26 protein-coding genes are annotated in these 25,510 nt (G+C 36.7%); 6 read left to right on the top strand and 20 right to left on the bottom strand.

All coding sequences use genetic code 11. From position 1 onward, the window contains the following. Window positions 1–54: 54 nt before the first annotated feature. From thrS to ccpA, 4 genes are all read right to left on the bottom strand, one after another. Window positions 55–2,001 carry a threonine--tRNA ligase gene (gene thrS, locus BLP98_RS00515; protein ID WP_074481408.1) on the bottom strand — a complete coding sequence of 649 codons (1,947 nt, stop codon included), beginning with the start codon at window positions 1,999–2,001 and terminating at the stop codon, window positions 55–57. A gap of 352 nt (window positions 2,002–2,353) precedes the next feature. Beyond that, window positions 2,354–3,688: a glycosyltransferase family 4 protein gene (locus tag BLP98_RS00510; RefSeq protein ID WP_074481407.1), complete on the bottom strand. Its 1,335-nt coding sequence runs from the start codon at window positions 3,686–3,688 to the stop codon at window positions 2,354–2,356. Window position 3,689: 1 nt separating this feature from the next. Next, complete coding sequence (locus BLP98_RS00505) at window positions 3,690–4,688, bottom strand: LTA glycolipid anchor biosynthesis glycosyltransferase, IagA/BgsA family (RefSeq protein ID WP_074481406.1); 999 nt, start codon at window positions 4,686–4,688, stop codon at window positions 3,690–3,692. 92 nt (window positions 4,689–4,780) lie between these two features. Then, the gene (gene ccpA, locus BLP98_RS00500; protein ID WP_074481405.1) at window positions 4,781–5,785 is read right to left on the bottom strand and encodes a catabolite control protein A; all 1,005 of its coding nucleotides are present in this window, start codon (window positions 5,783–5,785) and stop codon (window positions 4,781–4,783) included. A 340-nt stretch (window positions 5,786–6,125) separates the two neighbouring features. On the opposite strand from ccpA, the gene BLP98_RS00495 reads away from it, so the two are divergent. Beyond that, window positions 6,126–7,211, top strand: coding sequence for a M24 family metallopeptidase (locus BLP98_RS00495; RefSeq protein WP_074481404.1), 1,086 nt, complete (start codon window positions 6,126–6,128; stop codon window positions 7,209–7,211). 95 nt (window positions 7,212–7,306) lie between these two features. On the opposite strand, the gene BLP98_RS00490 is transcribed toward BLP98_RS00495, so the two are convergent. Continuing rightward, window positions 7,307–8,191, bottom strand: coding sequence for a LysR family transcriptional regulator (locus tag BLP98_RS00490; protein ID WP_074481403.1), 885 nt, complete (start codon window positions 8,189–8,191; stop codon window positions 7,307–7,309). Window positions 8,192–8,359: 168 nt separating this feature from the next. Between BLP98_RS00490 and BLP98_RS00485 the strand changes: the two genes are divergently transcribed. From BLP98_RS00485 to BLP98_RS00470, 4 genes are all read left to right on the top strand, one after another. Continuing rightward, entirely contained in the window at window positions 8,360–9,088 is a 729-nt protein-coding gene (locus BLP98_RS00485) for a DUF554 domain-containing protein (RefSeq protein WP_074481402.1), read from the top strand. Window positions 9,089–9,272: 184 nt separating this feature from the next. Further along, window positions 9,273–9,713, top strand: a complete 441-nt coding sequence (locus BLP98_RS00480) for a MarR family winged helix-turn-helix transcriptional regulator (RefSeq protein ID WP_074481401.1) — start codon at window positions 9,273–9,275, stop codon at window positions 9,711–9,713. A gap of 143 nt (window positions 9,714–9,856) precedes the next feature. Then, window positions 9,857–10,285, top strand: coding sequence for a MarR family winged helix-turn-helix transcriptional regulator (locus BLP98_RS00475; protein ID WP_074481400.1), 429 nt, complete (start codon window positions 9,857–9,859; stop codon window positions 10,283–10,285). Between the two features lie 100 nt (window positions 10,286–10,385). Beyond that, window positions 10,386–11,063, top strand: coding sequence for an NAD(P)H-dependent oxidoreductase (locus BLP98_RS00470; RefSeq protein WP_074481399.1), 678 nt, complete (start codon window positions 10,386–10,388; stop codon window positions 11,061–11,063). 37 nt (window positions 11,064–11,100) lie between these two features. Here the strand turns inward: BLP98_RS00470 and BLP98_RS00465 are convergent, their stop codons facing one another. Together BLP98_RS00465 and BLP98_RS00460 are read right to left on the bottom strand one after the other, a co-directional pair. Beyond that, a complete protein-coding gene (locus tag BLP98_RS00465; RefSeq protein ID WP_074481398.1) occupies window positions 11,101–12,447 on the bottom strand; it encodes a dihydrolipoyl dehydrogenase family protein in 1,347 nt (448 codons plus the stop codon). 11 nt (window positions 12,448–12,458) lie between these two features. Next, window positions 12,459–12,908: a ferritin-like domain-containing protein gene (locus tag BLP98_RS00460; protein ID WP_074481397.1), complete on the bottom strand. Its 450-nt coding sequence runs from the start codon at window positions 12,906–12,908 to the stop codon at window positions 12,459–12,461. A 133-nt stretch (window positions 12,909–13,041) separates the two neighbouring features. On the opposite strand from BLP98_RS00460, the gene BLP98_RS00455 reads away from it, so the two are divergent. Beyond that, window positions 13,042–13,482: a MarR family winged helix-turn-helix transcriptional regulator gene (locus tag BLP98_RS00455; protein WP_074481396.1), complete on the top strand. Its 441-nt coding sequence runs from the start codon at window positions 13,042–13,044 to the stop codon at window positions 13,480–13,482. Window positions 13,483–13,519: 37 nt separating this feature from the next. On the opposite strand, the gene smpB is transcribed toward BLP98_RS00455, so the two are convergent. From smpB to BLP98_RS00390, 13 genes are all read right to left on the bottom strand, one after another. Beyond that, the gene (smpB, locus tag BLP98_RS00450) at window positions 13,520–13,987 is read right to left on the bottom strand and encodes an SsrA-binding protein SmpB (RefSeq protein WP_006532795.1); all 468 of its coding nucleotides are present in this window, start codon (window positions 13,985–13,987) and stop codon (window positions 13,520–13,522) included. Window positions 13,988–14,036: 49 nt separating this feature from the next. Further along, entirely contained in the window at window positions 14,037–16,382 is a 2,346-nt protein-coding gene (rnr, locus tag BLP98_RS00445; protein ID WP_074481395.1) for a ribonuclease R, read from the bottom strand. Between the two features lie 242 nt (window positions 16,383–16,624). Further along, window positions 16,625–16,861 (bottom strand): preprotein translocase subunit SecG, encoded by a 237-nt coding sequence (gene secG / locus BLP98_RS00440; RefSeq protein WP_004232859.1) that lies wholly within the window; start codon window positions 16,859–16,861, stop codon window positions 16,625–16,627. A 118-nt stretch (window positions 16,862–16,979) separates the two neighbouring features. Next, entirely contained in the window at window positions 16,980–17,126 is a 147-nt protein-coding gene (gene rpmG / locus BLP98_RS00435) for a 50S ribosomal protein L33 (protein WP_074450694.1), read from the bottom strand. Next, complete coding sequence (locus BLP98_RS00430; protein ID WP_074481394.1) at window positions 17,123–18,292, bottom strand: multidrug efflux MFS transporter; 1,170 nt, start codon at window positions 18,290–18,292, stop codon at window positions 17,123–17,125. Before BLP98_RS00430 ends, rpmG begins: the two co-directional genes overlap by 4 nt. 172 nt (window positions 18,293–18,464) lie before the next feature. After that, window positions 18,465–19,052, bottom strand: a complete 588-nt coding sequence (gene coaE, locus BLP98_RS00425) for a dephospho-CoA kinase (RefSeq protein WP_074481796.1) — start codon at window positions 19,050–19,052, stop codon at window positions 18,465–18,467. Further along, window positions 19,049–19,870, bottom strand: coding sequence for a DNA-formamidopyrimidine glycosylase (mutM, locus tag BLP98_RS00420; RefSeq protein ID WP_074481393.1), 822 nt, complete (start codon window positions 19,868–19,870; stop codon window positions 19,049–19,051). Before mutM ends, coaE begins: the two co-directional genes overlap by 4 nt. Before the next feature lie 236 nt (window positions 19,871–20,106). Continuing rightward, window positions 20,107–21,003 (bottom strand): GTPase Era, encoded by an 897-nt coding sequence (era, locus tag BLP98_RS00415; RefSeq protein ID WP_024343708.1) that lies wholly within the window; start codon window positions 21,001–21,003, stop codon window positions 20,107–20,109. A 57-nt stretch (window positions 21,004–21,060) separates the two neighbouring features. Further along, window positions 21,061–21,471, bottom strand: a complete 411-nt coding sequence (locus tag BLP98_RS00410) for a diacylglycerol kinase family protein (protein WP_074481392.1) — start codon at window positions 21,469–21,471, stop codon at window positions 21,061–21,063. Then, window positions 21,452–21,949, bottom strand: coding sequence for an rRNA maturation RNase YbeY (ybeY, locus tag BLP98_RS00405; protein WP_039696488.1), 498 nt, complete (start codon window positions 21,947–21,949; stop codon window positions 21,452–21,454). The genes BLP98_RS00410 and ybeY overlap by 20 nt, the downstream gene beginning before the upstream one ends. Window positions 21,950–22,133: 184 nt before the next feature. Continuing rightward, window positions 22,134–24,362 carry a starch-binding protein gene (locus tag BLP98_RS00400; protein WP_074481391.1) on the bottom strand — a complete coding sequence of 743 codons (2,229 nt, stop codon included), beginning with the start codon at window positions 24,360–24,362 and terminating at the stop codon, window positions 22,134–22,136. Window positions 24,363–24,655: 293 nt separating this feature from the next. Beyond that, the gene (locus BLP98_RS00395) at window positions 24,656–25,201 is read right to left on the bottom strand and encodes a GNAT family N-acetyltransferase (RefSeq protein ID WP_074481390.1); all 546 of its coding nucleotides are present in this window, start codon (window positions 25,199–25,201) and stop codon (window positions 24,656–24,658) included. A gap of 45 nt (window positions 25,202–25,246) precedes the next feature. Beyond that, window positions 25,247–25,471, bottom strand: a complete 225-nt coding sequence (locus BLP98_RS00390; RefSeq protein ID WP_074481389.1) for a hypothetical protein — start codon at window positions 25,469–25,471, stop codon at window positions 25,247–25,249. Between the last annotated feature and the right edge of the window lie 39 nt (window positions 25,472–25,510).

Raw genomic sequence — 25,510 nt, 5'->3', positions numbered from 1 at the left:
AAAAAGAAGCCCCTAAACGGGACTTCTTTACCGAATTTATTAGAAGCAAAAGAATTATTCAGCGTCTGGACGTGATTTACGATCGATATCAGCTAGGATATTTTCAACGAACTCATCAATTGATTCAGTGTGAGTTTGTTTGCTACCATAGCGACGAACGTTAACAGTCTTATCAGCCATTTCTTTATCACCAACGATTAATTGGTAAGGAATTTTCTTAGTTTGGCTTTGACGAATCTTAAGTTGCATTTTTTCGTTACGTTCATCAACGTCAACACGAACACCTTTATCACGAAGAACTTTAGCTACTTCCCAAGCATAGTCAACGTGAGCTTCGTTAGAAACTGGAATTACAGTTACTTGGTGAGGAGCAAGCCATGTTGGGAATGCACCTTTGTAGTTTTCAATCAAGATAGCTGTGAAGCGTTCCATTGTTGAGATAACACCACGGTGAATCATAACTGGACGGTGTTCTTCACCATCAGCACCAATGTATGTCAAACCAAAGCGTTCTGGAAGAAGAAAGTCAAGTTGGATTGTTGACAATGTTTCTTCGTTACCAAGAGCTGTTTTCACTTGGATATCAAGTTTTGGACCGTAGAAGGCAGCTTCACCTTCAGCTTCAAAGTAGTCAACACCCATTTCATCCAAGGCAGCTTTCAACATTGATTGAGCATTTTCCCACATTTCATCATCATCATAGTATTTGTGAGTATCTTTAGGGTCACGCAATGATAGACGGAAACGGTAGTCAGTCAAGTTGAAGTCTTCGTAAACATCGATAATCAATTGAAGAGCTTTTTGGAATTCATCTTGAATTTGTTCAGGAGTTACAAACAAGTGACCATCGTTAAGTGACATTTCACGAACACGTTGAAGCCCTGACAAAGCACCAGATTTTTCGTAACGGTGCATCATACCGATTTCAGCGATACGGATTGGCAATTCACGGTATGAGTGTACGTGGTGTTTGTAAACTTGAATGTGGTGTGGACAGTTCATTGGACGAAGAACGAATTCTTCACCATCACCCATGTCCATTGTTGGGAACATGTCTTCACGGTAGTGATCCCAGTGACCTGAAGTTTTGTAAAGATCAACTGAAGCCAATGGTGGAGTGTAAACGTGAAGGTATCCTGATTCAACTTCTTTATCAACGATGTAACGTTCCAAAGTACGACGGATTGTAGCACCATCTGGCAACCAGAATGGAAGACCTTGACCAACTTCTTGAGAAATCATGAACAAATCAAGTTCTTTACCAAGTTTACGGTGGTCACGTTCTTTAGCTTCTTGACGTTGTTTAAGGTAAGCTTTAAGGTCTTTTTTGTCAAACCAAGCAGTACCGTAAACACGTTGCATCATAGCGTTATCGCTATTTCCACGCCAGTAAGCACCAGCTACGTTCAATAGATGGAAGACTTGGATACGTCCAGTTGAAGGCACGTGTGGGCCACGGCAAAGGTCAGTAAATTCACCTTGTGTGTAAACAGTAAGACCACCTTCGTCTTCACCGTGTTCTTCGATCAATTCAAGTTTGTAAGGATCGTTTTTGAACAATTCACGCGCTTCATCGATAGAGATTTCTTTACGAACACATGGAAGGTTTTCTTTAACGATTTTTTTCATTTCTTCTTCGATACGAGGAAGGTCTTCATCAGTGATTTGACCTGATTTGTTATCAGTATCGTAGTAGAAACCATTTTCGATAGCAGGACCTACACCAAGGCAAAGGTCTGGGAAAAGACGTTTTGCGGCTTGAGCAAATAGGTGAGCTGCTGAGTGACGCAAGATACCAAGAGCATCTTCATGATCAGGTGTTACGACTTCGATGCTACCATCTTCAGTGATTGCACGAGTAGTATCGATCAATTCTCCGTTAAATTTACCAGCCAAAGCTTTTTTAGCTAGTGAATTACTAATACTTTGAGCAATTTCAAAAGTTGTTACTCCAGATTCGAATTCGCGCACAGCGCCATCTGGGAAAGTAATTTTAACCATACTATTTCTCCTTTAAAAGATTTACATTGTTGAGAATTCCTTTTTGGGAACCGGGCAAAAGGAATGTGATGAGTTTACAAGAATTTTTCCCCGAGATAAAAGAAAAGCGACGTCCAAAAAGGACGTCGCAACGTGGTTCCACCTTCATTTATCTACGACAAAAAAGAGTCGTAAACCTCAAATCGGCTATATCGTAGCCACCGTTTTATGTTTGCATAAAAAGCAAAGGAAGTAGTATTGAATCAGTCAACCCTGCGCCCTTCTCACCAACCGGCACTCGCTCTAAAGGTTGAACCCTGTTCAACTTGTCTTCGATAGATATTATAACACGAATTTTTTATTTTTCAAGAATTTAATTAAGGAAATCTCGAATCGAATTAATCAAGCGTTTTGGAGCCTTGAAAACTTTCGCAGACGTCGCAACCGTTGCTTTGGCTGCTTCTGCTGGTAGTTTAATAGCAGAATGCGCTAATTTAACAGAAGTTTTTTCTTTTTGTCCACGAACTGTCAATGAAAATTTTTCTTTTTTCTTGTTCTTTGCAGAAATCAAAACATCCAAATAAAACGCATAAACTGATTTACCAAAATGTTCAGCAGAGATGGCATACATTTTTGCTTGATAAGCTTTGGTATCCAGAGCAGGTGTATTTTTTATGGCATCCAAGATGGCATTTGCCAAATCTTCTTCCTGGTAAAAGAGAGTACCAAACATCTTTTGATCAATGATATCATCCAAGTAAGGATTTCCGTGTGCGATAACTGGCGTTCCACTAGCAAGACTTTCCGTATAAGTCAAACCTTGTGTTTCACTGGTTGAAGCTGAGATGAAGAAATCAGCTGCTTTGTAATAAATAGCCGTTTCTTCATGTGGCACCATACCAGTAAAAATCACATTGTCTTCAATATCAAGTTCTTGGACCATTTCTTTCAAGTCTGACAAAAATGGTCCGTCACCAACAATCACTAGTTTTACACGCTCATTTTGAGCTAAAACATCTGGAAATTGTTGAACAATTGCTTGAATATTTTTTTCGTAAGAAATACGTGACAAGCTAAGCAGCATTGTCTCATCTTCTGCAATGCCAAGTTGCTTACGAAGATTATTGGCATCTTCCTTGGTGATATCCTTACGTTCATATTCTTCAACACGAATTCCTGTTGGGATCACGCGTTTTGGAATTTTAATATCATATCCATCAAGAAGATTTAGAACAATACGAGATGGGCAAATAACACCATCCAAATCATTCATATAGCCACGCATAACATATTTGACCATGCCTGGTTTAATGATTTTTCCTTTAGCAATATAGCCAACGTAATCTTCATACTGTGTGTGGTAAGTGTGAACAACTGGAATTCTAAGTGCCGCAGCAATCATTTTTCCAAGCATTCCAACACTAAATTCCGTTTGGGTATGAATAATATCTAATTTATATTGTTTAGCAATCTTATACGATGAAATCAATCCACGATAAACAATACGGCGATCTGTAAAAGACACAAAAGGAACGCTAGGAAGTCGGATAATGGTTGGATCTTCATAACGCTTAACCGCTTTATCTGTGGTTGTAAAAATATAAACCTCGTGACCCTCTTTTTCTAACTCTTCCTTAAGGGTGCAAATACTTGTCGCCACCCCAGAAACTTGAGGGAAATAGGTATCCGTAAAAAGACCTATTCTCATTTTACAACTCCATTACTTTGTGATAAACATCAACTAATTCATGAGCAACTTTATCGATACTACGACTCTCAGCAATATGATAACCTGCTTCTTGTTTTTCGCTATTCCCTGATAAAACCTTGCGAAGAGCTTTGACAAAACCATCAACATCATCCGCTAATTCAGCACAGCTATTATCAACCCAGCCATGATAAACCGGGATATCACGTAGAACAACATGTTGGTGACTAGCAAGTGCTTCAAGCACAACAATGCCCTCAGTTTCTTCACGGCTTGGGAAGAAGAAAGCATCCGCTCCGCTCATAGCTCCCTCAAAAACATCCCCTTTAATGTAACCAGCAAAAATCACATTATCAGGGTGTTTACGTGTCACGATGCTTCTAACTTTATGTGGGATAACCCATTTATTGGTTTCACCAAACCAAATAAAACGAACGTCTGGCATTTGCTCAGCAACTTTAACAAAATCATCAATGCCCTTACGCATGAAGTAAAGCCCCGCACAAATCACAACTTTCTCATTCGGTTTAATTCCAAAATGACGTCTAAAGGCCTCTTCTTTTTCCGGTTTTGGAACATAGCGTGACAAATCAATACCATTTGAAACGGCATAAATCGGTTTTTCAACCCCATAGCCACTAATCAATGATTTCGAGTATTCAGTCGGTGTAATAATAGCATCCGCATTATTATAAAAATGACAAAGATACCATCTAAAAATTGGTGATACTAGATTAGAGCCGATAAAAGAGTCGCGAAAATCTTCTTCAGTTGAATGACCATGCATCAACACTTTTTTACCAGCTTTTTTAGATTTTTTCAATAATTTCCAGCTTTTAATACCGTAAGTATTGATGTGAACCAAATCATAATCGTCATTTGGATTAGTTGTATAGTCTTGTCCCACCATTGAAAGAGCACGCTCTTGGTGCTTGATGGCACGACCAATTCCTGATTTTCTTAAATAATTTTCGGCTTCCAAATACAGTAAAACTTTCATAATTTCTATTATAGCTTATTTTGTAATTTTTTTCACTAAGACTAAAAAAAATCAGCCCCAAGGCTGATTTTCTGATACTATCCTGTTTTGGATTATTGACGTGTTGTTCCACGCAATTTAAGACCATGATTAAGAATGATTTCTTTTTCTTCAAGCTCTTCTTTGTTCATGATTTTAGTCAACATACGCATGCTGACAGCTCCAAGGTCATAAACAGGTTGACTAATTGAGCTAAGATTTGGTCGTGTGTATGATGTAATTGGTGAATCGTTACTTGTAAGAATTTCAAAGTCTTCAGGAACTTTTTTACCTGCTGCAAACAAGCCATTCAAAAGACCTGCAGCCAATTCATCTTCAGCCACATAAGCAGCTGTGGCACCAGAATTCATCACACGTTGAGCCAATTCGTAACCATCTTTGTAGTTGTAATTAGCTTCAAAAACAAGTCCTTCTTTGAATGAAAGATTGTTCTTTTCAAGTCCTTCTTTGTAACCAGCAAGGCGAACTTTACCATTAATGTCATCAATAAGTGGTCCTGAAACAAAAGCAATATCTTTGTTATTTTTAGCCAAAATATCAACAACATCAGCTACAGCAGCCTTGTAGTCAATATTAACGCTTGGAAGTTGATGTTCTAAATCAACTGTCCCTGCTAGAACCACTGGTGTGCGTGAGCGAGAGAACTCTGCACGAATCTTTTCAGTCAAATGGTGTCCCATGAAGATAATACCATCTACTTGTTTTGCAAACAAAGTGTTAACAACGTTAACTTCTTTATCGTCATCTTCATCGCTTGACGCAAGAACGATATTGTATTTGTACATTGCTGCAATATCGTCGATACCTTTCGCTAAGATTGAAAAATAGCTATTAGCGATATTTGGAATAACAACACCAACAGTCGTAGTTTTTTTACTTGCCAAACCACGAGCAACTGCATTTGGACGATAGTCTAAACGGTCAATAACTTCAAGGACTTTTTTACGAGTGTTTTCCTTTACATTTTTATTACCATTTACAACACGACTAACTGTTGCCATTGAAACACCTGCTTCTCGTGCAACATCATAAATTGTAATCGTATCATCAGTGTTCATTATTGGACTTCCTTTCTATTTGAAAATTTCGCTTTCACAAATATTTTAACACCTTTTGGAAACACTTTCAAGTGCTAAGTTATAATTTTTGAAAACTTTTCATATTTTGAAAACGTTTAATTCATATTTTTTTCCTAACTTTAAATAAAAATGATAAAATCGATAGCTTTCCTATCAATTTGTGCTATTTTTCTGTCATAAGTCCAACAAAAAAAGTTTTTTTTCAGAGACTTTTAGCCTATTTCTATGAAAATTAAGTATCTTTAATTTTTTTGTATCAAGCTCTTGATTTTTTCGTCTTTTTTTGAAAAAATGGGGATAATTAGAAAGAAGGTTTCTCATGTCAAAATTAGATCAAATTCGTTCATACCTTACTCAGGAAAAAGCAAATATTGCTGTTTTCTCTGATCCAGTTACTGTTAACTACCTAACAGGCTTCTACTGCGATCCACACGAACGTCAAATGTTCCTTTTTGTGTATAGCGATCGTGAACCAGTTCTTTTTGTCCCAGCACTCGAAGTTGCACGCGCTAGCCAAATCGTAAGCTTCCCTGTTTTTGGTTACGTGGATTCAGAAAATCCTTGGGAAAAAATTAAAAACGGACTTCCTTCAACTGATAGTGCCAAAGTACTTGCTGAATTTGACAACCTTAATGTTACAAAATTCCAAGGTTTGCAAACTGTTTTTGCAGGACGTTTTGAAGACCTTACACCATTTGTTCAAAAAATGCGCCTCATCAAATCACAAGATGAAATTGATAAAATGATTGTTGCTGGTGAATTTGCTGATAAAGCTGTTAAAGTTGGTTTTGATAACATTTCTCTTAATAACACTGAAACTGATATCATTGCCATGATTGAATTTGAAATGAAAAAACAAGGTGTTGAAAAAATGAGTTTCGACACTATGGTTCTAACTGGAAACAACGCAGCTAACCCACATGGTATCCCTGGAACAAATAAAATCGAAAACAATGCTTTACTTTTATTTGACCTAGGAACTGACATGCATGGTTACGCTAGTGATATGACTCGTACAGTTGCTGTTGGTAAACCTGACCAATTCAAAAAAGATATTTACAACTTGTGTCTAGAAGCACACATGGCTGCGCTAGACTTCATCAAACCTGGTGTTCTTGCTAGTGAAGTTGACGCTGCAGCACGTAAAGTTATCGAAAAAGCTGGTTATGGTGAATACTTCAACCACCGTCTTGGACACGGTATTGGTATGACTTGCCACGAATTCCCTTCAATCATGGAAGGAAACGATATGGAAATTCAAGAAGGCATGTGCTTCTCTGTTGAACCTGGTATTTATATTCCTGGTAAAGTCGGTGTTCGTATTGAAGACTGTGGTCACGTGACAAAATCAGGCTTTGAAGTCTTTACACACACACCAAAAGAGTTGCTTTACTTCGAAGGATAATCCTTCAAAAAGAGACTGAGACAAAATGCTCAGTCTTTTTTATTACGCTCATCACAATAATATAAAATAAAAAATAGTTCACTTTGCCTCAGTCTTTATCTGATATACTTATCTTGCATTTCTTGCCAAAATTGTTTAACAGCTTCTGATTGATTTTCCTTTAACTTCATCAAAACCATCATCGAATCTTTTTCAATATCAAGTGGTCGCCAAACAATCTTCTTTCTTTCAAAAGGACAAACCATCTTTTCCATCATTAGAGAAATTCCCAAATCATTTTCAATCAAATCAATGATCATATTAATGCGATTTCCCTTGTAAGTAATCTTAGGCTCAAATTGATGCGAATGACAAAGGTCTAAGAAAGGATCTAATAACTGTGTCTGTTCGCTAAGCTGTAGAAAATTCTCTGCTTCTAATTCTTCTACACCTATCCTTTTCTTACTTGAAAGATGATGATGACTTGGCAAAACCACTACCCAACGATCTTGATCAATGGTTATTTTTTCAACGTTATCCGGAAGTTTTTCATTGAACTGTCTTGCAAAAATGATATCGCATTTATACTTTAATAAATTATCAAGCAAAACATCCGCCTCTTCTTCTTCGACGTTTACCTCAAAGGTTGGATGATGCTTTTTAAAATTAGCCATTTCTGAAATAATGGCATAAAAAGGCATGCTTGGAATACCATGCAGCAATAATCTACGGTCTTCTTTTTCTTGTAATTGCCCCACTTCAGCAATCATTTGCTGGTAATTATCCAAAATCTTTTTGGCATATTTTTCAACCACTTCTCCTTCTTTAGTGATTCTGATATGGCGACGATTTCGGTCAAAAAGCAGTACTCCAAGTTCCTTTTCAAGTGCCTTAATTTGCTTTGAAACATTTCCTTGGCTGATATAAAGATGCTCTGCTGTTTCAGTGTAACTCAGGGTTTCACACAAGGTTAAAAAAACTTGTAATTTTTGAAGATTCATCAGCAGCCTCCTTTTTATTCCATTTTAGAATATCTTATCGCCAAAAGCAAATTGATTTTTAGCTAAATCATGTTACACTAGTTAATGAACTTAGGTTTTCATTTAAGTCACTTTATAGAAGTGAGCTTATTTTTTTGTCTTATTTTTAATCATAAAAGGAGGAATTTTATGCCAACTGGTGTTATTATCAATTCTTTTGCCATCATTTTTGGCGGCATTCTAGGTGGAATTTTTGGTCATATCTTATCAGAGGATTTTAAAAATCAATTAAACCTTATTTTTGGGGTTTGTTCAATGGGAATGGGAATCTCATCTATTGGTCTTATGAAATACATGCCTGCTGTCATCTTTGCCATCGTTGTTGGGACAGCTATCGGACTTGCTATTAATCTAGGAGAATGGATTAATAAAGGCGGTTCGTTGATGCAAAAAGCTGTCTCAAAAATTTTGCCTCAAAAGCACAGCAAACTCTCAAATGATGAATTTCTAGCAACTTTATTAACCGTTATCGTACTTTTCTGTGCTAGCGGTACAGGAATTTATGGTAGTCTTGATTCAGGAATGACTGGTGATTCAACAATCCTAATTTCTAAATCAATCCTTGATTTCTTCACTGCTGCTATCTTTGCTTGTAATCTCGGTTTTGTGGTTTCATTGATTGCTATTCCACAATTTGTTATTTTTACTGCACTTTTCTTACTTGCTGGAGTGATTGTTCCACTTACAACACCTGATATGATTGCTGATTTTAAAGCCTGTGGTGGTTTCTTGATGGTAGCAACTGGTTTTCGTATGATTAAGGTTAAAATGTTCCCAACAGCAGATATGATTCCAGCCATGGTGATTGTCATGCCATTATCTTGGTTCTGGGTTAATGTCATCATGCCATTATTATAAATCCTAATAATTTTAGAAAAATTAGAAAATCAACTTGCAAATTTTTTGCTGTTGATTTTTTTATACACTTAGAAAACAGTTTTATATCAATAATTGTTTTATTAGTTTGCCAAGCAAATTATTTGTAATTTTTTTATAAGTTTATTATAATTATGCTGTAAAGTAAAATACATAGGAGAATTATATGCAAAAATCTCTTCAAGAATCTCTTGACTCTTGCCTCTTTATTGCAGTAAAAAAACTTGATCGTTGTCTAGATAGAATCACAGATGAAGCTTTTAAAAAATATGGTCTTTCACAAAGTCACTCAACCATTCTGTTGACCTTATACTATGGCGACGGTTTACTTCAAAAAGAATTAGCCAAAGCATTGTGCATTACTGCACCAACATTGACAAGACTTCTTGAAAAACTCTTAAATAAAGGTTTTATCTCTATTGTTTCCCAAGGACGCACGAAACGTGTTTACCTTACTGATAAAGGAAAAGAATTAATTCCTATCATTCGTCAAGCTAACCTTGATACTCTAGAAAAATTCAATAGATTAATTAAAGACGGTTACTCTGAAACTCTTATTTCAGACCTCAATCAAATCACTAATCGATTAAGCCATGAATTTTATTAATCTCATAAATCATTTAGTACAAAAAATTCCTAAGCCATGAATATCATGGCTTTTTTATATCTTTCAAGAAATGACCGACATTTGTCATCTTAAACCAAGTGTGCTAAGATATTCCTTGTAGATTTATTACTAAGGAGAATATTGTGCCCGATAACATTCAAGAAACGTTAGAGGGGTGCCTGTTTTTTTCTGTCAAGAGACTCGATCGTGCTCTTGATAAGTTCACAGAAGACGCTTTTAGAAAAATTGGAATGTCACATTCCTATGCTTTAGTCCTTTTTATTCTGAATCAAGAAAATGGTAAATGCTATAAAGAACTTGCTAATATTCTTTGTATTGCCCCACCTTCTCTAACAAAAATCATCGATAAACTAGTTCATAGAGGATTTGTTACTATTACTCGTGATGGACGCACAAAACGTGTTTTTATCACCAAGAGAGGAAGAGAACTTACACCTATTATCTGGGAAGTTTTTCATGACACACGACGAGAATTCATGAAAATGACCCAAACTTATGATCTTAGTACTATAATTGATCAAATCAATTGTCTGACGAAAAGAATTAAGTAAATGAAGAGAAGGTTTCTTTGTTTACTTAATTCTTTTTATTTTAAAAGCTAGCGAAATACATGCGAAAATGCTATGATAGAAAGAAAACTAGGGGGCTAGTATGAGTAAAGAAGCTATCAAAAAACAAGTTCTCGATGCCTTTGACCATCGAGTTGCCGTTCGTGTCTACAATGACCAAGAAATCTCACGTGAAGATATGGAGTACATTCTTGACACTGCTTGGTTAAGTCCTTCTTCTATCGGCCTTGAAGCTTGGCGTTTTGTTGTCCTTGATCGTAAACAAATTGCTAAGCTTCGCGATGAGCTTAAAGCAGTGGCCTGGGGAGCACAAAATCAACTTGATACTGCCAGTCATTTTGTTCTTCTTCTTGCTGAAAAGAATGCTCGCTATGACTCTGAATCTGTTAAAGATAGCCTTGTTCGCCGTGGTCTTGGTGAAGGAGATGCTCTTAATAGCCGCTTAGCCACATATGAATCATTCCAAAAAAACGATATGACTTTAGCTGACAACCCACGCGCTCTCTTTGATTGGACCGCTAAGCAAACTTACATTGCACTTGGTAATATGATGACATCAGCAAGCATGATTGGCATCGACTCTTGTCCGATTGAAGGTTTCAACTATGAAAAAGTTAATGCCATTCTTGCGAAAGCTGGTATTATTAATCCAGAAAAAGAAGGAATTGCTAGCATGGTATCATTTGGCTATCGCCTTAAAGAGCCTAAACACCCTCGCTCACGCAAACCACGTAAAGAAGTTATTACTTGGATTGACTAAACTTCAATAACCTTGAACACTAGTTCAAGGTTATTTTTTATAATAAAGCCATTTTTACCGCACTAATTAAGCCACTGCTTGTCCCTGGAAATGCAAAAATCATTTGGCTTAAATCACTTGCTGTTACTTTTTGATTAATCATTAATGTCAAAAGATTAATCATTTCACCTGCTTCATTCCCTAAGAAGCTAGCTCCAACCAATTCTTTTTCTTGATTGATAATCAAAGTCACATGTGCCTCATCTTCTAATTTTGTCTGGAATTTCAATTGTTGTCCAAACGGAACTTCGACAACACGATAAGCATCATTATTACGTGCCTCATCAATAGTCACCCCAACTTGGGCAATACGCGGGAAGGTATAAACAAGATTTGGAATTGCTGGATAAGCAATCGCCTCAGTATTCATGCCTAAAATAAAGGCTGCGATATAATCAGATTCAAAGCTTGCTGTCGGAGTTAAACGTGGAATGTTTTTATCAACGACATCGCCACTTGCAAAAATATTTGGTACTGCAGTTTGTAAATGCTGATTAACAACAATTCCTGAACGATTGTATTCAATCCCTAACTCTTCGAGTCCAAGATTCTCAACATTTGGGATTCGACCAGTAGCATCAAGGACATAATCTGTTTCAAGGATTAACTCTTGAGCCGTTGTCACACGTAATACATCATCGAGACTCTCAACTTTTTGAACCGCTTGATTGAAATGGAAGTGGACACCTTCTGCTGCCATTTTAGTGACGACAGTATCAACGTAATTTTCTGGATAAGCAGCCAAGGCTCTATCGGCATATTCAATCACATGTACTTCTGAACCCAGTTTTGCTGCCATAGTCGCAAATTCCATGGAAATAATCCCTGCACCGATGAATATGATGCGTTTTGGCATAGTATCCAAATCAAGGAAATCACGGCTATCATGAAGAAGTTCTTTGCCTTCAATAGTCAAACGAGCTGAACGTTGGCCAGTTCCTAAGACAATATAATCAGCAGTTACTTGTGTATCATCCACACCAACCGTATGAGCATCAAGTAATTTTCCATATCCTTTAAGCAAGTCAATATTCAATTGCTTAAACATTCCTTCCATAAGAGGCGCATAAGTTGGAATCTCAGACTTTTTAAAAGCCATAAGTTCTTGCCAATTAACATCTGTATTTCCTGTAATGCCAGCTTTTTCATAGCGTGATAAGGCATCAACGAATTCAAATGGACTATCTAGTAAAAACTTTGCGTTACAGCCATAATTCGTACAAGTTCCAGCTGTAACATCCTTTTCAACAATAGCAACTTTTTTTCCAACTTTAGCCAAAGTCACTGCAGCATGCCAGTTGGCATGACCTGAACCAATAAAGACAACGTCATAATCGTAAGTCATTTACTATCTCCTTAAAGTTGTTGTGTTAACCAATTTTGGTAACCAATAGCATCAATCAAATCAAGTTGCTGTTGTGTCCACTGTAAATCATCATCCTCATCTTTGTAGTAGTCTTTGAGCAAATCATAAGTAACTAAATCATTAGATGCTGCACCAACTAGTGGTAGTAATTCTTTCAATCCTTCTTTTGAGATTTCTAAATCATATCTCAACCATTCCAAAGGACTTGTCACAATTTCAACTGTTTCTTGTTTTTGAGAGCAAATTTTTCCACCCAAATCTAAGATACGACTAAAGACTTTTTGTGAGAAGTCACGTTCTTCTGAAGCGTGGCTACGATATTTTTCACCAAGTTTTGTAAAACCTTGTGATTCAAAGTTCAAAGCAACGAGTTCATGAGTATTAGCTTGATTTAAAATTTTATTTCCGATTTTTTGTAATAGTTCGATTGTATTTTCCATAATTTCGACCTCTTTTTTAATTAGTCGCGCGCGATTGATTATAGTTTACTACTCAAAAAGCAAGTTGTCAACTTTTACATTTATTTTTTTCTATGTTATGATAAGAGCAAGTAAACACAAAGAAAGGGACGTTATGCCAGAACAACATCCTACTTTAACTAATCAACTATGTTTTGCGATTTATAATGCCAATAGGATTTTTAATCAATTTTATAAACAAAAACTAGCTAAATTTGATTTAACCTATACACAATATATTGTTCTGCTTGCACTGTGGGAGACTGATAATCTTCCTTTGCGTGAATTAGGAAAACAATTAGATCTCGCTAGTAATACATTGACACCACTTCTTAAACGTTTAGAAGAAAAAGGTTATCTAACACGGATTCGTCCTAAAGAAGACCATCGTCAGCTGATTATTGCCCTTACAGAAGCTGGCAAAGCCCTTCAAGCTGATGTTGAACAAGAATTACACACCTGTGTAGGAGAATTCACTCCTGCTTTACAGGGAAAAATTGAAGAAATGATTGAAGACAATCACATCTTGATTGAAGAATTGAAAAAAATGCTTTAAAAAGAGTTTGGATTAAATCCAAACTCTTTTTGTTTTATTATCTGGCGTTGAAATTTTTCATTTGACGTTTGATGTCACGATCTTGTTCACGTCGCTTAATAGTTTCGCGTTTATCATAGTCGTGCTTACCTTTAGCCACGCCTAGTAAGACTTTTGCAAAACCATTTTTCAAATAAACTTTAAGAGGAATTAGAGTCATCCCTGTTCCTTTTAAGTCATTTGATAGTTTTTCAATTTCACGTTTTTTAAGTAATAGTTTACGTGTACGCTCAGGCTCTTGGTTCCAGATATTCCCTTGTTCGAAAGGAGAAATATGAACATTAATCAACCAAGCTTCGCCATTTTTTATTTGAGCATAACCGTCTTTTAGCTGAATACGTGCCGCACGAACACTCTTAATTTCAGTCCCTGTCAAAACGATTCCAGCTTCGATGGTATCAACAATATTATAGTCATGACGTGCTTTTTTATTTTGAGCAACGACATTTCCTTCACCTTTTGGCATATTAAGCTACCTCTCTTATGTCGAATTTTGGGTTAGCAGTTTCAACCTTTTACTTTTTAGCTTTACGTGATTTTTTCTTAGCTACTTCTTTGTAAAAAGGTTTCTTACCTGATTTTTTAGAAGATGATTTTGAAGATTTATGATTACGTTGTTTGTTTGATTTGTGGTCTTTTTTACGATCTTTGTGATTATCAGATTTTGGATGACGTTTGTCCTTTCCTGAACGATCTTTACGTGATTTTTTAACTTTTTCAATCACATCATAATCACTTGGAATGTATTCAAAGTCAATGTCACCAGTCTCTTTATCAGCACGCGTCAATTTAATCTTAATTTGTTGACCAACTCGGAAGACTTTACCTGATTTCTCACCTTGAAGTGTCAATGTACGCTCGTTGTAGTTGTAGAATTCTGGAAGAGTTGTGATGTGAACCAAACCTTCAATGGTATTTGGTAATTCGATAAACATACCGAATTTCACAACACTAGCTACAACACCATCAAATTCTTGGCCAACATATTCTTCCATGTATTCAGCTTTCTTCATAGCTTCAACCACACGTTCCGCATCGATAGCGCGACGCTCAAGGGTTGATGACGATGTTGCTAATTCTGGAATAACATTTCTAAAATGTTCAATTTTGTCATCTGTGACTTGTGTATATTCACGAATCATACGGTGAACAAGTAAATCAGGGTAACGACGAATTGGACTTGTAAAGTGTGTATAGTATTCAGCCGCCAAACCATAGTGACCATGATTATGTTCAGAATAACGGGCTTGTTGCATTGAGCGAAGCAACATCATATTCAACACTTCAGCACCTGGTTTACCTTCCACTTTAGCCATGAAATCTTGCAGAGCTTGCTGGCTAATTTTATTAGCTGTACCATGAATTTGTACTCCAAAAATACTTGCGTAATCAAGGAATTTCTGTAATTTTTCAGCTTTTGGATCTTCGTGGATACGGTAAATAAATGGTAATTTGCGTTTTGCAAAATGTTCTGCCACTGTTTCGTTAGCTGCTAACATGAATGATTCGATCATGCGTTCTGCAATACCACGTTCACGAAGAACGATATCCACTGGCATTCCTTTGTCGTTGACGATGATTTTAGCTTCACTCGTATCAAAGTTCAAAGCACCGCGACGCACACGCATGGTTTCCAAAATATTATGCAAAGCAGTCATGTGATGAATAGATTCAACGATTGGTTGGTATTTTTCAATCAGCTCTTCATCACCTGCGATAATGTCATTGACATCGCTATAAGTCATGCGGAACGTTGTATTGATGACTGATTGACAGATTTGGTGATTAACCACATGACCATTGCGGTCAATTTCCATCAAACATGATTGCGTCAAACGATCCACATTTGGATTCAATGAACAGATACCATTTGACAAACGTTCTGGTAGCATTGGCACTACACGGTCTGTTACATAAACAGATGTCCCACGCGCTACTGCTTCACGGTTAAGAGCAGAACCTTCTGTAACATAGTATGAAACATCAGCAATGTGAACCCCTAACTCGAAATTACCATTATCCAACAGCTTGATGTGAACAGCGTCATCCAAGTCTTTGGCATCAGCTCCGTCAATAGTAAAGGTAATTTCATTACGTAAATCAACTCGACCAATCAAATCTTTTTCAGATGGTGCATCTGGAACAGCATTAGCTTCAGCCATAACGTCTTCTGGAAATTCTGATTTGATGTCCATTGATTCAAGGACTTCAAGAACATCAATTCCGACATCACCTTGGTGACCAACGATATCACGAACATGACCGACAAAGTAATCGTGACCACGCGTCGGGTATTTATCGATATCAACCTTGATGATTTCAGTTCCATCTAAAACTACAGGTTCTTTTTTGATGTAGATTTTTTGTTGGATTTTTTGGTTTTTAGACTTGATGTAACCTGCGTATTTTGGTTTTTCATCGTCTAGGATAAATTTCCCAACGACAGTTTTTAAACTGCGTTCAACGATTCCGACAATGCGGACTTCAGCGGCTGTTCCTTTAAGACGGTTAGCAGGTTTCTTAATCACAGCTTCAACCGTGTCACCATCAACAGCATGACCAACGTCATTTCGCCCAACAAACATATCGTCTTCGTCTTCATCGACAGACAAGAAACCAAAACCAGCTTTGTTAGCACGAAAGACACCAGTGACCGTAATTTCTTTTTTCTTCTCTACTTTTTTACGAAGAGCAAGGCTACCGCTATCATCAAAACGGAGTTCACCCTGACTTTCTAACTGTGAAATTTCTTTAACAAGCAATGGAAATTTTTCAGCACCAGTCATATCCAAACCAGCTGCCAAATCGTTAATATTAACTTTTCCATGCTCTTTTAAATAAGCAATAATATTTTCATTCATAATTGTGATTATTAGCAAGACCGATTCGCAAAAAAAGCCCTGCTATCTTCTATCCTCTCGTTTTCTAGCTTGATGGAAGTTGTGAAAAGTCACTGAATCTCAAATTCCAATCGGCTATTGGACAGACTCCTCACTACTTAATAATAAAAAATGAGCTGAATGACCAGCCCATGAATTTTCGTACAAAATTCAAGATGCGCAGCCAACGTAAGCTATTAAGCAGCTTTATCGTCAGTTGCTATCTATTTACTTGATAAGATTGCTAGCGCTAAAGCAATTGCTAGCCAAAAGAATACTAGAACTGCTGTAAAACGTTGCATAAACGCTTCGAAGCCACGCGCTTTAGTACGTTCAAATAAAGCTTCTGAACCGCTGTTATCAAATACGTTGCTACTTGGATTTTTCTGTGGTTGCAAAAAGATGGCAATCACGATAATAACAGATAATACCAGCAAAATTGTCAGTAGTACATTGTACATATGTTTCACTAAGAACGCGTCAGAAGGGCTTAAAATCGGGAAATTTTCCGCTATACTAACCTTCTGGGTTCTATTCCTTTCCTACACTATGGTCTTGATTATTCTATCATAATTATCCTTAAGATTCAACATGTAAGGTTACTTTTCGCTCTTTAGGACAATATTTCAAAACCTGAATTTTATCGGGGTGAGTTGCTTTATTTTTGCTTGTCAAATAGTTTTTACTGCCGCAACTACTGCATTTTAAATTAATCTTTACTCTCACACGATTTCCTTAACTTTCAAATATTTTCTAAAATTGATAAAGCTCCATGCGAAGTTTACAAAGACAATAAGACTTGTCACGTAGAAGACCGAACGGTATCCCATTCCTGTTGCTACTGCTGAACCGACAAACGGCCCCAAGACTTGTCCAATATTCATAAACATTTGATTATAGCTGAAAATACGTGAAATACCTTCTCTTGGTGTGATTTTAGTCAACAGCGAATTAACACTTGGCATCAAGGCACCTGTACCAAAACCGTACAAGAAACGAACAATTCCTAATTCAAGTGAATTTTGAGACAAGGCACATAAAACATACATACAGAAGCTATAAAATAGAGCTATCAAAAGTAGTCTATGATTACCTATTTTATCACCAATTTTACCAAGAGTCGAGCTCGATAACATGCTCGAAAATCCAAGAGCAGACACAATCAAACCTGACACAAACATCAAATTCTCAGTTTGTCCGAGATTACGAATATACAACGTCAGGATTGGGGAAATTGATTGTGCAGAGATTTGGATAATCATACTTGTCACAAAAAGGCCAATAAGAATTTGTTTGTCCTTAATTGAAGAAAAGACTTCACGGGTTGACATAGCATTTGATTTGGTTACAGGTTTAAAATCTTCTTTAATAAAGAAGACTGTTAGTAAATTACAAATCAGCAGAATGAACCCGACTAAAAGAAAAACTTGTCGAATTCCTAAAAGTTCTGCAAGCATACCACCTAACAATGGTCCAATCAAACTACCACCAATCATACCAGTCGCTAAGGTTCCAAGCGCATAACCAGAACGATTTTTAGGAGCCTGACTAGCAATCAAAGCTGTCGAATTAGGAATATAACCTGAAAAAAGACCATTTAAAAGTCTCAACGCCAATAACCAAAAAACATTTGGAACAAAAGCCAGACCACCCATGGTGAAGGTCATTACTAGACTAGCCCTTACCATCATCGGTTTTCGTCCATAGCGGTCTGCTAAACGCCCCCAAACTGGGGCAATCAAAGCAGAAGCGAGTGCAGATAAGGATACTGCTAAACCTGCATACCACTCAACTTTGTTTTTAGGAGCGCCAAGTTCTTCCACATATAAAGCCATAAATGGCATGACAAGCGAAAAGCTTGCCCCAGTAAAAAAGTTACCAAGCCAAGCTATTCGTAAATTTTGTTTCCAATTAACTTCGTAACCTATGATTGTTCACCTTCTTTTCAAAAAAACGTCAATTGCTATTATAACACATTCTAATTCAATTGCGAGAATCCTGATTCGCAAAACGTTTTCTTATTAAACAATCATTTTATTCAGAAATTTTATCCTAAAAATAAGATTATAATTCTGCTAAAAAAGCATCGATTTGGTCTTTCAAGGAATCAATATCTCCGCTATTATCAAGCAATTTGTCAGCATAAGGCTTTTTGGCTTCTGTTGACATTTGACTAGCAATTCGTTTTTGAGCCTCTTCTCTTGAAAAATGATTTCGCATCACCAAACGTTCTAATTGCGTTTGTTCATCCAAATGAACAAGCCAAATATCATCAAACCAATCCATATAATCATGCTCAATGAGAAGTGGAATATCCATGAAAAAAACATCCTGTGTCTTAGCCAACTCATCTCGACGATGAGCCAGCTCATCTCGGATAATACCATTTTGAAGCTTAGCAGATTTGGTTAACATCTCCTGACTCGAAAAAATCAACTGCCCTAATTTATTTCGATCGAGTTCACCATTTTCCTGTAAAATGTCACTACCAAGCCAGTCACAGAGTGCTTGATAGAGTTTTCCTCCCTTAGCCTGAAGTTCATGAACCACTTGATCGGCATCAATGACCTGATAACCATGTTTTCTAACTTCAGCAACAACGGTAGACTTCCCAGAAGCAATGCCCCCTGTTATTCCAATAATTTTCGTCATCGTTTTTGACAAGCAGGACATAGATGTGTCCCGCGACCTCCTACTTTAATTTTTTCAATAGGTGTAGCACAACGTGGGCAAGGTTCCCCAGTTTTTCCATACACTTGCAAATACTCTTGCATGCTTCCATTTTCACCTAACGCATTTTGGTAAGTTCGAATCGTTGAGCCACCCTTTTCAATTCCGAGTTGTAAGATTCGAATGGTTTCATCATGTAGTCTTTTTACTTCATCTTCTCGAAGTCTATTAGCCTGACGTTCTGGATGAACCTTTGCTGCCCAAAGAACCTCATCCACGTAAATATTTCCCAATCCAGCAACCAAAGTCTGATCCAAAAGGTAAGCTTTTATCAACTTTTTAGAAGTTGATAATTTCTTAGCAAATGCTATTAAATCAAAATCCTCTTCTGTCGGTTCAGGTCCTAACTTTCTCTGACGAAAATAATCATCGACTTGACTCTTACCCATCAATTCCATTGTTCCAAATTTGCGAACATCTTGATAAACTAAGGTCGAACCATCATCAAGTTCAAAAAATGTATGGAAGTGTTTATTTTCAGGTACCTCATCCTTAAAAAGCAAATACTTTCCTTCCATTCTCAAATGAGAAATAATCACCTGCTCATCTAAATTCAGCAACAGATATTTTCCACGTCTTCCGATAGACTGAAAAGTCTGACCCAAAATTTCTATCTCAAATGCAGACAAATCCGTTTTAATCATCTTAGGCACACGAACGTCAACTGAAACAATTTTCCGACCAACAATTAATTTTTCAAGACCACGTCTAACAGTCTCAACCTCAGGCAATTCCGGCATCTTTCTGATACAAAGGACGTTAAAAGGCAAAGTAAAATTAGAAGGTCATCAGAAATCCTGATTTCTGAAATGAACTATCTATTACACAGCCTTTCGTCCGTGTTCAAAGTAACACGAACTAGTCCCTCTCCTTTCTTTTTTAGTCGTTGGCAGGCTCAGTTCAACCACCAACAGCTTTTCCTTTTTAAAAAATAGGAGAAGGCATCTAGCCATCTCCTTTTAATCATTTCAAAATACTAATACTCTTTCTCGTTGTAACCAAAGTCAGCGAGATCAAGTTTTTTATCACGCCAGTTTTTCTTAACTTTAACCCATGTTTCAAGATAAACTTTATCACCAAGCATGATTTCAATATCACGGCGTGCCATTTTACCAATTTTCTTAAGCATAGCACCTTTTTTACCAATGATAATTCCTTTTTGACTATCACGCTCAACCATGATTGTGGCACGAATGTGAACTTTATCTGTTTCTGGGTCACGTTTCATTGAATCAACTATAACTGCAACAGAGTGAGGCACTTCTTGTTCAGTTAATTTTAGGATTTTTTCGCGAATCATTTCTGACACCAAGAAACGTTCTGGGTGGTCAGTAATTTGATCTTCTGGGAAATATTGGAAACCTTCTTCCAGGTTATCTTTTAAGATATTAAGCAAGGTTTCAACGTTATTTCCTTGAAGAGCTGAAATTGGTACAATTTCTTTGAAATCCATTTGGCTACGGAAATCATCAATTTGTTCCAAAAGTTGGTCTGGATGAACTTTATCAATTTTATTGATAACCAAAATAACTGGAATTTTAGCAGCTTTCAAACGTTCGATGATCATGTCATCACCTTTACCACGTTTTTCGTCAGCTGGGACCATAAAAAGAACTGTCTCAACTTCACGAAGTGTGCTGTATGCTGACTCAACCATGAAATCACCAAGTGCTGTTTTTGGTTTGTGAATTCCTGGTGTGTCGATAAAGACGATTTGTTCGGTATCTGTTGTATAGATACCCATGATTTTGTTACGAGTTGTTTGAGCTTTGTCGCTCATGATAGCAATTTTTTGCCCCATCACGTGGTTCAAGAATGTTGATTTTCCAACGTTTGGGCGACCTAAAATCGCTACAAAACCTGATTTAAACATAAGATATAAAGGACGTTAAACGTCCCTACTCCTTTCAATTTCTCTGTAAATATAGTGTTATCGACTTCCTAAAATCATAGCAATAATCTTAGGTACAAAAATAATTAATCCTGTCACAATGGCATAGGCAGAAACGACCAAAACGGCACCTGCTGCCATATCTTTAGCATTCTTAGCTAGCATTGAAAAGTGATAATCACTAGCAAGGTCAACTACATTTTCAATAGCTGAATTAATCATTTCCAAAGTAATGACCAAAAAGATGGCTAAAAATAAGAATAGCCATTCCATCGCTGATATACGAAAGACAGCACCTGCTGCAGTTGCTAAAATAGCTGAAACCATGTGCTTACGCATATTTCTTTCTTCCTTGAATGCTGTAATAATTCCAGTAATGGCAAATTCCATGCTAGAAACCAAGGTGCGATTTTTCCACTTTTTAGGTGAATTATTGTCTCTTAAGTCCATAGGCAGTCAAAATCTCTTCTTGTAGAGTAAACATTTCTTTTTCTTCTTCAGGGGTATAATGGTCATAACCATTAATGTGGAGGAATCCGTGTACTGCTAAAAATCCCATTTCGCGTTCAAAAGAATGACCATATTCTTCGGCTTGTTCACGCGCTTTATCAACAGAAATAAAGAGCTCACCAATGTAGGCATCAAATTCATCTAACATTTCTGCAAGTTCTGGATTTTCAGCTAAATCTTCTTCTGAGAATGTCAAATCTGATTCAGGTTTATACTCCAAACTGATAACATCTGTTGGACGGTCAGTATCACGATATTCTAAATTCAATTCATGACTACGTTCGTTTGTCACAAAAGTTACAGCCATTTCTTTATTTTCTTTGCCAGTCTTTTCAGCTGCAAATTGCAACAAATCCAAAGTCTGATTTTTAATTTCTTCTGAAACTTGACCAGTTTCATCTATCATTTCAACGTACATATTAATCTTCTTTCAACTCTAATTATACCATTGACATTATACCATATTAACGATAACAGCGCCATTTTAGGCACTAAGAAAGTTTCTGGTCAATCCGTTTTGAAGTAAAAAAGAAGTAGCCAGGGACAGCTACTTCTTTCTGGGAAAAGGAGTCAGAATGTGTAAAAAGTTAGTTAATAAATGACTATTTTAATCCATCTTTATTGTAGTTACCAGATTTCACTAGGTCAAATCCAACGCTGTAAGGGAATTGGTTGCTTGTACCTGGTTGGTTGAAGATGATTTTGGCGTTTGCATCAGCATATTCTTCTGGGAGATCAAGGTAGAAGTTACCAGCATCATCTTTTGTCATTTGTGTTCCAGGCCATGCACCAAGAGGTGTTTGTACTGGATTACCATAGTAAAGGTAAACATTGGCATTATCCCAACCACCAGGGTTGTCAAAGGTTACGCGTGTTTTACCTGCAGGGACATCAGCAACTAAACCTGATTTAGAGTAGACACCTTCAGCTTTAAAGTCAAATCCTTCTTTTTGAGGGAATTGTGATCCTTGATTATTTGTAAAGATCACTTTAACGCCTTCTTCAGCATAAGATGCTGGAACAGAAATTGTATAACGACCTGATGAATCTTTAGTCATTTTAGTTCCAGGCCATGCGCCAAGAAGTTTAGTATCTTTTGCTGAATACATGTAAGCATATACTTCTGACCAGTTATCTGGATTTTGGAAGTAAATATTTGTTTCAGCGCTAGGATCTTTCATTGTGAAAGTATACGTTTTAGTTGTTGCTTGACCATCAGCACCTGTTGCAGTCAATGTAACACTTGTTGATTGTCCTGCTTCAAGCCCTTCACCAACAGTGATTTTATCACCATCTTGGAAAGCTACTTCTTGACCATTGTCAAGTTTGTAAGTAGCAGACTCAGCATTTTTAGCTTTCAACGTTACTTCTGTTGCAGCAGAAATACTGTTATCACCCTCTTTGTAACCATCGATTGAAACTTGTGCAGTACCATCAGGTTTAGCATCATACAAAACAACTGATGAGCGAGATGACACATTACCAGTGATATGACCATTTGAAACGTTAAATTGACGTCCAGAAACTTGGTCTGTATAAGTACCATCTGCCAATTTTGTATCTGAATTCAATTGTTTGTCGCCATTACCAAGGTTAACAATAACAGCACCTTTATTACCACGTTCAATCATAGCCACTTGTTCATCGCCATTAGGGTTGCGAATGTATTCTGATTCGCCAACCATAGCGTTGTGGAATTTGTTAACAGCTTTAACGGTTGGGTCTTTGTAAAGATCACTACCAGCATCACCAATTTGTGATTGACCTGGGAAGCGTGTACCATTACCACCACCTACTGGACGTGAGAAGAACAATGGAGTTCCTTTAGCACGTGCAGTAATCATTGACCAACCAAGACGAATGTCATCATCGCTCATCCAAGTTGACACTTGATCATCATTAGCATAAGTATCATGGGATTCAACCCAAGTGACAAGGTTAGATGGATCAACACCTTGCGCTTGATAATTCATCAAGTTACCAGCAGCAGCACGTTTATCTTTCAAGTCATTACGGATTTGATTACCGTAATTAGAAGCTGTAACACTCATCAATTTAGAGTAATCTGCTTCGTGAGAAATGCTATCTTGAAGAACTTCACCATATTGGAATTCAGATCCATTATTCAAGATAACATTCCAGAAGTTACTACCATATTCGCCTGGTAACTCAATATGTTTAGCAGTATCATAACGGAAACCATCAGCACCGTCAGCAACTGCTGTTTTCAAGAAATTCAAAAGATATTGTTGAATTTGTGGATTTTGAGTATTCAAATCATACAAACCTAGAAGAGCATTTTGTGTCACATCATAACGGTCATTCCAGTTTTTAATTTCTTTGTTACCATGTGTCCAATTTGGAATTTTTTTGATTTCTGGGCTGATTTGATTGTAATCAGATGTTGTGTGATTAAGGACAGCATCAACAATGATTTTAATACCACATTGATCAGCCACACGATTCATTTCTTTAAATTCTTCTTCAGTACCTAATTGGTAGTTACCAATAGTATGTAAGGTTGGTTGGTATTGGTAGTACCAATTTTTCAAGCTCTTATTACCACCATCTCCAACGACAACTTGGTTAATTGGTGAGGTTTGAACACTAGTGTATCCAGCATCCTTAATAGCTTGCATATTATCTTTAATAGTATTGAAAGACCAGCACCATGCGTGAAGTACTGTACCATCTTTCATTGAGACTTGATCATCAGCCTTAACAGAATTAGCTTGTGCAAATACACCTGCACTGACTGCTGTCAAAACCAATAAAGAGCCTAAACCTTTTTTCATTTTCTTTTTCATATTTACTTTATTACGAAGTGACATAAATAATCTCCTATAAAGATAAGTTAAAATACGCAACCGCTTTCAAAAATAAACAAAAAATTAAGCAGATTAATCTAATTAAACCTGTCCCTATTAATCACATATTAATCTGTTATTGTGGAAGTTAACCCATAATTAATGCTATAACCTTATAAGCCTAGTCCTCCTAATTACTTTATTGCAATCGGTTGCATATTTGTCTATATTATATCATATTTTTTTGGAAGCGCAACCAAAAAATGGCAAATTTTTGACAATTTAATCAAAAAATGACAAAAATGCTATGAAACCTTTTATTTTAAATAGTTTACCTTTGTCATTTTAAAATGCTGACTACTTACCCATTGACCATTAAATTGTTTATCATTAGGAATCCGTTCCACTTCTGTCATTCCAATTTTTTCCAACACGCGTGCTGAAGCAGGATTTTGGACAGCACAAAAAGCATGAATTTCTTCAAAACCTAAAATATCAAAACAAAGTTTTAAAATCTCAGCACTCGCTTCAGTTGCAAAGCCACGTCCCCAAAACTTTTTATTAATAATGTAGCCAATTTCTGCTTGTTTTCCATCTGACCAATTCATAAGATCAATTGTGCCAATAAACTCAGAAGTTTCCTTTAACTCAATTCCATAACGCCCCAAGGGGGTTTTTAGATAAACCTCCTTAATCACTTTTTGAGTTTCTTCAATAGTCTGGTTAGCAGGAAAATCCCATTTTGTATTTTCTTCATCAGACGTATAATCAAACATTGCTTTAGCATCAGCCATTGTGACTGGACGCAGTAACAAACGCTCTGTTTCAAGTCTATTATGTGCTCTTAATCGTTCTTCTAACACTTTTTCACCTGACTCCCTATAAAAAAGCGACCTTAAAAGGTCGGCTTATTTTTCTTGCTTATCTTCTGATTCAACCATTTCTTCATCGATATGAATAATCAAGTCATGAAAATCACTCGCTAAATGTCGAGCTTGATTTCCAAGATTTTTTAAAACATCAGATTCAATATCTGAGTCTAACGCTTTTAATTCTCCTTCAAGTCTTTCAGCTTGACTAGTCAACATGTTACTCATTTCAGTCAATTTTTTTAGCGAATCACGATCACACATAAATCTCCTCCTATTAACTATTTCAAACAAAATTTACAT

The organism is Streptococcus equinus (genome assembly GCF_900104225.1).
Lineage (GTDB): Bacteria > Bacillota > Bacilli > Lactobacillales > Streptococcaceae > Streptococcus > Streptococcus equinus_D.
This window is presented reverse-complemented; position numbering and strand designations above follow the sequence as displayed.